This window comes from Delftia sp. S65 (genome assembly GCF_016516495.1).
In the GTDB taxonomy this organism is placed as follows: Bacteria; Pseudomonadota; Gammaproteobacteria; order Burkholderiales; family Burkholderiaceae_C; genus Comamonas; species Comamonas acidovorans.
The window spans coordinates 42,168-52,112 of the sequence record NZ_JACVUR010000045.1; the positions used below are offsets into that span (position 1 = coordinate 42,168).

At 68.6% G+C, this 9,945-nt stretch carries 9 protein-coding genes; 8 read left to right on the forward strand and 1 reads right to left on the reverse strand.

The window, feature by feature from the left end:
• Positions 1-11: 11 nt before the first annotated feature.
• Positions 12-1,028: a LacI family DNA-binding transcriptional regulator gene (locus IAE24_RS25380; RefSeq protein WP_013801955.1), complete on the reverse strand. Its 1,017-nt coding sequence runs from the start codon at positions 1,026-1,028 to the stop codon at positions 12-14.
• 110 nt (positions 1,029-1,138) lie between these two features.
• Here IAE24_RS25380 and IAE24_RS25385 point away from each other — a divergent pair, with 110 nt between their 5' ends.
• The 8 genes from IAE24_RS25385 to IAE24_RS25420 form a co-directional block, all read left to right on the forward strand.
• The gene (locus IAE24_RS25385) at positions 1,139-2,170 is read left to right on the forward strand and encodes a Gfo/Idh/MocA family protein (RefSeq protein WP_199960986.1); all 1,032 of its coding nucleotides are present in this window, start codon (positions 1,139-1,141) and stop codon (positions 2,168-2,170) included.
• Positions 2,167-3,762 carry an acyl CoA:acetate/3-ketoacid CoA transferase gene (locus tag IAE24_RS25390; RefSeq protein WP_199960987.1) on the forward strand — a complete coding sequence of 532 codons (1,596 nt, stop codon included), beginning with the start codon at positions 2,167-2,169 and terminating at the stop codon, positions 3,760-3,762. The genes IAE24_RS25385 and IAE24_RS25390 overlap by 4 nt, the downstream gene beginning before the upstream one ends.
• On the forward strand, positions 3,755-4,534 hold the full coding sequence (locus tag IAE24_RS25395) for an enoyl-CoA hydratase/isomerase family protein (RefSeq protein ID WP_065347150.1): 780 nt from the start codon (positions 3,755-3,757) through the stop codon (positions 4,532-4,534). The genes IAE24_RS25390 and IAE24_RS25395 overlap by 8 nt, the downstream gene beginning before the upstream one ends.
• Before the next feature lie 67 nt (positions 4,535-4,601).
• Positions 4,602-6,161 carry an aldehyde dehydrogenase family protein gene (locus tag IAE24_RS25400; protein ID WP_199960988.1) on the forward strand — a complete coding sequence of 520 codons (1,560 nt, stop codon included), beginning with the start codon at positions 4,602-4,604 and terminating at the stop codon, positions 6,159-6,161.
• A complete protein-coding gene (locus tag IAE24_RS25405; protein ID WP_199960989.1) occupies positions 6,158-7,405 on the forward strand; it encodes an ABC transporter substrate-binding protein in 1,248 nt (415 codons plus the stop codon). The genes IAE24_RS25400 and IAE24_RS25405 overlap by 4 nt, the downstream gene beginning before the upstream one ends.
• A gap of 14 nt (positions 7,406-7,419) precedes the next feature.
• Positions 7,420-8,292, forward strand: coding sequence for a carbohydrate ABC transporter permease (locus tag IAE24_RS25410; protein WP_016446303.1), 873 nt, complete (start codon positions 7,420-7,422; stop codon positions 8,290-8,292).
• Positions 8,285-9,169, forward strand: a complete 885-nt coding sequence (locus tag IAE24_RS25415; protein WP_016446302.1) for a carbohydrate ABC transporter permease — start codon at positions 8,285-8,287, stop codon at positions 9,167-9,169. The genes IAE24_RS25410 and IAE24_RS25415 overlap by 8 nt, the downstream gene beginning before the upstream one ends.
• A 28-nt stretch (positions 9,170-9,197) precedes the next feature.
• Positions 9,198-9,945: ABC transporter ATP-binding protein (locus tag IAE24_RS25420; RefSeq protein ID WP_200016398.1), on the forward strand; the 748-nt coding region annotated here is incomplete at its 3' end.

Consider the following 9,945-nt stretch of genomic DNA (forward strand, 5'->3'; position numbering starts at 1 on the left):
AGCCGCGGTCTTCAGGCTGACTGGCGCAGCACCAGCTTGGGCCTGGCCAACAACTGCTGGCGGGGCTGGCCCGGATGCGCCATGCGTGCCAGCAGCAAGGTGGCAGCCTGTTCGCCAAGCTCGGCGGGGCGCACGTCCACCGTGCTCAGGGGGGGATGGGAATGCGCGGCATCGAACACGTTGTCGAAGCCCATGAGCGCGAAGTCTTTGCCTGCGCGCAGTCCGTTTTCGTCCAGGGCAGACAGTGCGCCAAAGGCCACCAGATCGTTGTAGCAGATGGCCGCCTTGATGGCTGGTTGCGCGGCCAGCAGGCTGCGCATGGCGTCATGCCCTCCCGTGCGCGTGGGGCTGGCGGAGAAAACCAGGTCTTCATCGAAAGCCAGGCCCGCATCGGCAAAGGCGGCCCTGCAGCCGCTCAGGCGCTGCTCCAGCATCAGGCCGTCCAGCCCTCCCAGAAAACCGATGCGGCGATGCCCGGCCGCCAGCAGGTGGCGCGTGGCCGCCATCACGCCATGGGCGTTGTCGGCGCCTGCGAAGTCGTAGCTTCCCTCACCCAGCGTGCGGATCATGACCACCAGGGGAATGCCCCATGACTGCAGGTCCTGCGCCAGCGAGGCCGGCGTGTCCAGCGCCGGGCACAGCGCAATGCCGGCCGCGTTGTGCTCACGCATGGCGGTCAGCACTTTTTGCTGGCGCTCCAGGCTTTCGCTGGTATGGGCCATGAGCGTAATGAAGCCGGCATCGGCCAGCCTGCGCTCCAGCCCTGCCAGCACCTCGGCAAAGAAGGGGTTCATCAGGTCGTTGATCACGACACCGACCATGTTGGACGACTGGCGCCGCAGCTCTCCGGCGCGGCGGTTGTAGACGTAGCCGAGCTGCGCTGCCGCTGCACGCACGCGCTCCGATGTCTCGGCCGGAATCAGGGGGCTGCCCTTGAGCACCAGCGACACCGTTGATTTGGAGACCTGGGCCGCAGCCGCCACGTCAAGGATGGTCACGGCGCGCACGGAAGGGGGCTTGTTCATCATGGTTCGGTGTTTTCCCTGGGTCGGCGCGATTGTGCTTGATCTTCTTTTGGAACGTTTCAATAATCAATTAGAACGTTCCAATAGAAATTATCAATACAAGGAGGGAGACCATGAGCGAGGTCGGTTGGGGATTGATAGGGGCCAGCACCATTGCTGCCGATCACATGATCGGTGCCATCCGCGCGCAGCGCGGGCACACGGTGGCGGCGGTCGCCAGCCGCAGTGCAAAGCGCGCGGCGCAGTTTGCTGCCGAGCAGGGCATTGCCCGCGCCTACGACTCGGTGCCCGCCCTGCTGGCCGACCCGTCAGTCCAGGTGGTCTACGTCAGCTCCGACAACGAACTGCGCCACGCCCAGGTCCTTGCTGCGGCAGCGGCCGGCAAGCATGTCCTGTGCGAGAAGCCATTGGCGCTGACCGTGGAGCATGCGCTGGACATGGTGAGGGCATGCCGGGCCGCAGGCGTGGTGCTGGGCACCAACCACCACCTGCGCAACGCGGCAACGCACCGCAGGATGCGCGAGCTGGTGCGCGATGGCGCCGTGGGCCAGCCGCTGTTTGCGCGCGTCTTCCACGCCATCGAGCTGCCGCCCTCTGTGCAGGGCTGGCGGCTGGAGCGGCCCGAGGCCGGTGGCGTGATCCTCGACATCGGCGTGCATGACGTGGATGCGCTGCGCTTCATCCTGGGGGCTGAGCCGGTGGAGGCGGTGGCGCTGGAGCAGCAAGGACCGCTGTCCCGCAACGGCGTGGCAGACGGCGTGATGGCCGTGCTGCGGCTGGACAACGGCGTGCTGGCGCAACTGCATGCGGCATTCACCGTGGCGCATGCGGGAACCGGCATCGAGATCCATGGCACCTCGGGCTCGCTCATCGGGCGCGATGTGATGACGCAGCGGCCGGGCGGCGAGGTGCTGCTGCGCAATGGGGTCGGCGAGCAGTCCATTGCCGTGGAGCACCACGGTCTCTACGCGCATGGGGTGGCCGCGTTCTGCGCCGCGCTGCGTGGCGAAGGCCTGCCTGCCGCCACCGGCGAGGACGGCGTGCGCTCGCTGGCGGCGGCGGTGGCCATGGCCCAGGCCTGCCGCACGGGCCGGGCCGTACCCATAGCCAATCCCCTTGCACGGGAACGGGGGGCAGCCGCATGAGCAAGCACATCACCGCCGCACAGGCTGCAGCCTTGCTGCGCGACGGCGACATCGTCAGCGTGAGCTCGTCCAGCGGGCTGGGCTGCCCCGACAAGGTGCTGGCCGCCATTGGCGAGCGCTTCGAACGCGAGGGTGCTCCGCGCAACCTGACCACGCTGCACCCGATTGCGGCCGGCGATATGTACGGCATCAAGGGAATGGACCATCTGGCCCGGCCCGGGCTGCTGTCGCGTGTCCTGGCCGGCTCGTATCCCAGCGGCCCGTCCTCGCTGCCCATGCCTGCGATCTGGCGCATGGTGGTGGACAACCAGATCCAGGCCTACAACATCCCCAGCGGCATCCTGTTCGACATGCACCGCGAGGCGGCTGCGCGGCGCCCGGGCGTGCTGACCCAGGCGGGCATGGGCACCTTTGTCGATCCCGCACAGCAGGGCTGCGCGATGAACGAGCCGGCCAGCCGCCATCCGGTAGTGCGCCTGCAGCATTTCGACGGGCGCGACTGGCTGTTCTTTCCCGCTGTGGCGCCCGACGTGACCGTCCTGCGCGCCACCACGGCCGATGAGCGCGGCAACCTGGGCTATGAGCACGAAGGCGCGCTGCTGGGTGCGCTGGAGCAGGCGATGGCCGCACGCAACAACGGTGGCATCGTCATCGCCCAGGTCAAGCGCATCGTCAGGGCCGGCCACCTGAGGCCGCACGATGTCCGCGTCCCCTGCCATCTGGTGGACCATGTGGTGGTCGATGCCGATCAGTGGCAGACCACGCAGACGGTGTACGACCCGGCCATCAGCGGGGAGGTTGCGCAACCGCTGTCCGGCTTCGAGCCCCAGGCCTGGGGGCCCGAGAAGGTGATTGCGCGCCGCGCCGCCATGGAACTGGCGCACGGGCATGCCGCCAACCTGGGCTTTGGCATTGCGGCCAATGTGCCGCGCATCCTGCTCGAAGAGGGCCTGCATGGCGAGGTGACCTGGGTCATAGAGCAGGGCGCCGTCGGCGGCATGCCGCTGCTGGGCTTTGCCTTTGGCTGCGCGGCCAATGCCGATGCCATCGTGGCCTCGCCCCAGCAGTTCACCTATTTCCAGGGCGGGGGCTTCGATGTGACGCTGCTGTCCTTCTTGCAGGTGGATGGCGATGGCAGCGTCAATGTCTCGCGGCTGGGGGCCAGGCCCTATCTGACGGCCGGCTGCGGCGGCTTTGTGGATATCACGGCCCATGCGCGGCGCATCGTCTTCTGCGGACTTTTCACGGCCGGCGCCAGGCTGCGCGTGGGCGACGGGCGGCTGGACATCCTCGAGGAGGGCGGCACGCGCAAGTTCGTCGGCACGGCCGAGCACATCAGCTTCAGCGGCCTGGTCGGGCGCCAGCGCGGGCAGCGGGTGCGCTATGTGACCGAGCGCTGCGTCATCGACCTCGAAGACCAGGGCCTGGTCGTGCGCGAGATCGCGCCCGGCGTGGACCTGCAGCGCGATGTGCTGGAGCGGGCCGGCATGGCGCTGCAGGTGGCGCCCGACCTGCGGCGTATGGATGAGTGCCTGTTCCACGATGCGCCCTTTGGCCTGGCCCTGCAGGCCCGGGAGGTCCGCCGTGGCTGAGACCCTGGTTCAACTGGTGCGCCAGGGCCCCGTGGCCCAGGTCACGATAGACCGGCCCGCGCGGCTCAACGCGCTGACCCCCTGCATGCTTGACGCACTGGAGCACATGGCGCGCGAGATCGAGGCCGATGGCGCCATCCGTGCCGTGGTGCTGACCGGCCGTGGCGACAGGGCCTTTTGCGCGGGCGCCGACATCCATGCCTGGGCCGCGCTGCAGCCCCTGGACATGTGGCGGCAGTGGGTGCGCCGTGGCCACCAGGTGTTCGACCGGTGGGCGCGGCTGCGCCAGCCCGTGATTGCGGCGCTCAACGGCCATGCGTTCGGCGGCGGGCTGGAGCTGGCCATCACCAGCGATGTGCGCATCGCCGTCGATACGGCGCAGTTCGCGCTGCCAGAGGCATCGATCGCCACCTGTCCCGGCTGGTCCGGCTCGCAGCGGCTGGTGCGGCTGATCGGCCCCGGCCACGCGAAGTACCTGGCCCTGGGCGGCGTGCGGCTGTCCGCCGATCAGGCGCTGGCCTGCGGGCTGGTGCATGAACGGGTGCCGGCCAGCGAACTGGGCCTGCGCGCTGCTGCGTTGGCCCACGACATGGCAGGCCAGGCGCCCGTGGCACTGCAGCTGACCAAGCAACTGATCAATGCCGCCGCCGGCGAAGACGCACCCGCCGCACTGGAAGCCATGGCCGCAGCCCTGGCCGCGAGCACGGCCGATGCAGCCGAAGGCCTGCGCAGCTTCAAGGAAAAGCGCGTGCCGCGCTACCTGGGCCGCTGAATCTGCGCCGAACTGCCGATTCGCCGTCCCGCCCTTGCCCCCTGAACCACCCAAGGAGACCGCCACCATGACTGCCGCGAACCCGCCTCCAGCCCATGCAACTGCAGTGAATGCAGGGGCCATGGCCGGCCTCATCCACAGGCCCCCGTTCCATGGCCGGCTGCTCATCGATGGCGCCTGGGCCGATGCGGCCGACGGCGCGACGCTGGAACGCCGCTCCCCGGCCCACGGCACCGTGGCCAGCATCCATGCGCGGGCCGGGCGGGCCGATGCCGCGCGTGCCATTGCCGCAGCACGCCGCGCTGCGGACCACGGGCCCTGGCCCCGCATGAAGGGTGCGCAGCGCGCCAGCGTGCTGCGTGCCGTGGCCGAATGCCTGCTGGACCGCAGGCAGGAATTGGCGCGGATGGAGACGCTGGAGACCGGCAAGCCGCTGGCCCAGTCGCTGGACGAGGTGGGCGCGGCGGCCGACCTGTGGCACTACGCCGCCGCACTGGCGCGCAACCTGCATGGCGACAGCTATGACACGCTGGGCGAGCAGACGCTGGGTGTGGTGCTGCGCGAGCCGCTGGGCGTGGTCGGCATCGTCACGCCCTGGAACTTTCCCCTGCTCATCGTCAGCCAGAAGCTGCCCTTTGCGCTGGCCGCCGGCTGCACGGCCGTGGTCAAGCCGGCCGAGGAAACATCGGCCACCACGCTGATGCTGGGCGAGATCCTCATGAACGCCGGCCTGCCGCCCGGTGCCGTCAACATCCTGCCAGGCGGCGGTGGCGCTGTCGGCGAGGTCCTGGCCGCGCACCCGGACATCGACATGCTGTCCTTCACGGGCTCCACGGAAACAGGCCGGAAGGTGGCCGCAGCATCGGCGCCGACGCTCAAGAAGCTGTCCCTGGAGCTGGGCGGCAAGAACCCCCAGATCGTCTTTGCCGAATGCGACTTCGAGGCGGCCGTCGATGCCACGGTGCTGGGCATGCACTTCAATGCCGGCCAGTGCTGCAACAGCGGCAGCCGCGTGCTGGTGCAGGCGGCCATCGCCGAGCGCTTCGTGGCCGCCGTGGCCGAGCGCGTTCGGCAGGTGCGCGTGGGCGATCCGCTGGACCAGGGCGTGCAGGTGGGCGCCATCACCACGCAGCGCCAGCTGGACGCCATCCTCACCCACATCGAGGCCGCGCGCCAGGCCGGCGCTCGCGTGGTGCTGGGCGGCGGCCGCATGGCGCGCCCGGGCCTGTATGTGGAGCCCACGGTGCTGGCCGGCGTGACGCCGGACATGGCCATTGCCAGGCAGGAGGTCTTCGGGCCCGTGCTCGCGGTGCTGGTCTTCGAGGACCTGGACGATGCGATCGACCTGGCCAACGCCACGCTCTACGGCCTGTCGGCCGCCGTCTGGAGCCGTGACTTCAGCACCTGCCTGGCGGCGGCGCGGCGCATCAAGGCCGGCACGGTCTGGGTCAATACCTTCCTCGAAGGCCATGCCGAGCTGCCTTTCGGCGGCTACCGCCAAAGCGGCCTGGGCCGAGAGCTGGGCCGCCGTGCCGCCGAGGACTACACCCAGGCCAAGACCCTGCACATGCACCTGGGTGCGCGCAGCCACTGGTATCTGCCCATCCACGAAGGAGACACGGCATGAAGCGGCCACTGACTGCCATGGCGCTGGCCATGGCCCTTGCCACACCGCCGGCCGCCATGGCCGGGCAGAGCGTCGAGGTCCTGCACTGGTGGACCGCTGGCGGCGAGGCCGCCGCGCTGAACCTGCTCAAGAGCGGGCTGGAAAAGCAGGGCGTGCGCTGGAACGACATGCCCGTGGCCGGTGGCGGCGGCGAGGCGGCCATGACGGCGGTGCGCGCCCGCGTGACCTCGGGCAACCCGCCCACGGCGGTGCAGATGCTGGGCTTCGACATCCTGGACTGGGGCGGCCAGGGCGTGGTCGCCGACCTGGATGCCCTGGCCGCGCGCGAGGGCTGGGACAAGAGCGTGCCGCAGGAGGTGCAGAAATTCTCGCGCTACCAGGGCCGCTGGATCGCGGCGCCGGTCAACATCCATTCGACCAACTGGCTGTGGGCCAACCGGCAGGTGCTGGCCCAGGCGGGCGTGACGGCCGAGCCAGCGAGCTTTGACGAATTCATCGCGGCGGCGCGCAAGGTGCGCCAGGCCGGCCTCATCGCCATCGCCCATGGCGGCCAGCCCTGGCAGGAGGCCATCGTGTTCGACAGCGTGGCCCTGTCCACGGGTGGCGCCGACTACTACCGCAAGGCCTTCATCGAGCGCGATCCGGCCACCATCCGGTCGGCGACCACGCGCAAGGTATTCCAGCGCATGGCGCAGATCCGCAGTCTGGTGGACAAGGATTTTTCGGGGCGCGACTGGAACGTGGCCTCGGGCATGGTCATCGCCGGCAAGGCGGGCTTCCAGATCATGGGCGACTGGGCCAAGGGCGAGTTCCTCAACGCCGGCAAGCAGCCCGGCAAGGACTTTGCCTGCTATCGCTTCCCGGGCACCCAGGGCATGGTGGCCTTCAGTACCGACCAGTTCGTGATGTTCAGGCTGTCCGATGCGGGCAAGGCGGCCGCTCAGCGCAAGCTGGCGGCCGCCATCATGGAGCCGGCCTTTCAGTCGGCGTTCAATGTCGTCAAGGGTGCGGCGCCTGCGCGCCTGGACGTGGCGGATACGGCCTTCGACGAATGCGGCAAAAAGGCCATCCGCGACGTGGCCGAGGCCGATGGCCGGCGCAGCATGCTGGGCTCCATTGCGCTGGGCCATGCGACGGCCGCATCGGCCAAGAACGCCATCTATGACGTGGTCACGCGCCACTTCAACGGCCAGATCGACGATGCCAGGGCCATGGCCGAGCTGGCCTCGGCCCTGGCCGACTGATGGAGGGCCCTGCCATGAAGGCCGGCTGGCTCCCCAGGCTGCTGCTCAGCCCCAGCGTGCTGCTCACGCTGGTGTGCGTGTACGGATGCATTCTGTTCACGGTCTATCTGTCGTTCACGGCATCGACCCTGCTGCCGCGCCATGAATGGGCCGGCACCGCTGCCTACACGCGGCTGCTGGGGCTGGAGAACTGGAAGATCTCGGCGAACAACCTCGCGGTGTTCGCCAGCCTCTACATCGCCATTGCCATGGCGCTGGGCCTGGTACTGGCCATCCTGATCGACCAGAAGATCCGCGCCGAGGCCGTGCTGCGCTCCATCTTCCTGTACCCCATGGCCCTGTCCTTCATCGTCACGGGAACGGCGTGGAAATGGCTGCTCGACCCCGGCGTGGGCCTGGAAAAATCCATGCACCTGCTGGGCTGGCAGGGTTTTGCGTTCGGCTGGATCAAGGACGGCGACATGGCCATCTACTGCGTGGTCATCGCCGCCGTGTGGCAGACCAGCGGCTTTGCCATGGCCCTGTTCCTGGCGGGCCTGCGCGGGGTGGACTCCGAGCAGATCCATGCGGCGCGGCTCGATGGCGCGCGCACCTGGCAGGTCTACTGGCGCATCATCCTGCCGCAATTGGGGCCGGTTTTCGTATCGGCCTTCGTGATCCTGGCGCACATGGCCATCAAGTCCTATGACCTGGTGATTGCGCTGACCAATGGCGGGCCAGGCCGCTCGACCTGGCTGCCCTCGGTGTTCATGTACCAGTACTCGTTCACCCGCAACGAGATGGCCGTGGGCGCGGCCAGCTCGGTGCTGATGCTGCTGGCCGTGGGCGCCATCGTCCTGCCCTATCTCTGGGGCGCCATGCGCAGCGCAGGAGGTCGCCATGACTGAGCTGCGCACACCCTGGTCCGTGACACGGCGGCTTCAGCCCTGGCGCGTGCTGCTGTATGCGGCGCTGGTCCTGCTGGCGGCGGTCTTCCTGCTGCCGGTCTATGTGATGCTGGCCAATTCGTTCAAGCCGCTCGACGAGATCCGCAGCGGCCACCTGCTGGCGTTGCCCGGCCAGTGGACGCTGGCGCCCTGGCGCAGCGCCTGGAGCACGGCGCAGATCGGCGTGCAGGCCACGGGGCTGAGGCCGTTCTTCCTCAATTCCTTCCTGGTGGCCGTGCCATCCGTGCTGCTGTCCACGGCCCTGGGCGCGCTCAACGGCTGCATCCTGACCCAGTTCCGTTTCCGGGGGGCGGACCTGCTGTTCGGCGCCATCTTGCTGTCGGTCTTCATTCCATTCCAGATCGTGCTGATCCCCATGGCCAAGATGCTGGGGGCGCTGGGCCTGGCGGGCAGCCTCAAGGGCCTGGTCTTCGTCAACACGGTGTACGGCATAGGCTTCACCACGCTGTTCTTTCGCAACTACTACGCGGCCTTCCCGGCCGAGCTGGTGCGCTCGGCGCGCATGGATGGCGCGGGGTTCTTCGGGCTGCTGTGGCGCGTGCTGCTGCCCAACAGCCTGCCCATCGTCGTGGTGGCCGCGATATGGCAGTTCACCAGCATCTGGAACGAGTTCCTGTTCGGCGCCTCGTTCAGCGATTTCAGCTCCTACCCGCTGACCGTGGCGCTGAACAACCTGGTCAACAGCAGCACCGGCGTCAAGGAATACAACGTCCACTTCGCAGGGGCGTTCATTGCGGCCTTGCCGACGCTGGCCGTGTACCTGGTGTCGGGCCGGTTCTTCGTGCGCGGGCTGATGGCCGGCGCCGTCAAAGGCTGATGCCCAGCATCTTCCAGTGAGGCATTCCATGGCATTCCTTGATCTCGACCGAATCCACAAGCGCTTCGGCGCGGCCAGCATCCTGCAGGACATCAGCATTGCCGTGCAGGAGGGCGAATTCCTGGTCCTCGTCGGCCCGTCGGGCTGTGGCAAGAGCACACTGATGAACATCATCGCGGGCCTGGAGCCGCCCAGCGGCGGCCGCCTGGCGCTGGGCGGCCGCGACATCACCCACGCGGCGCCGGCCGAGCGCGACATCTCCATGGTGTTCCAGTCGTATGCGCTGTATCCCAACATGACCGTGGCGGGCAACATCGGCTTTCCGCTGGAGATGCGCAAGGTGGACAAGTCGCGGCGCCTTGCGCGGGTACAGGAGGTGTCCAGGCTGCTGCAGATAGAGCACCTGCTGGGGCGCAAGCCGCGCCAGCTGTCGGGCGGCCAGCGCCAGCGCGTTGCCATAGGGCGGGCGCTGGCGCGCGAGCCGCAGCTCTACCTGTTCGACGAGCCGCTGTCCAACCTCGATGCCCAGCTGCGCGTGGACATGCGCGCCGAGATCAAGAAGCTGCATCAGCGCCTGGGCGCCACCATCATCTATGTCACGCACGACCAGATCGAGGCCATGACCCTGGCCACGCGCATCGCCGTCATGAAGGGCGGGGTGCTGCAGCAGCTGGGCACGCCGCAGCAGGTCTACAACCGGCCGGCCAACACCTTTGTGGCGGGCTTCATGGGGTCGCCGCGCATGAACCTGCTGCCTGCGCGCGTGGGTGAGGGGG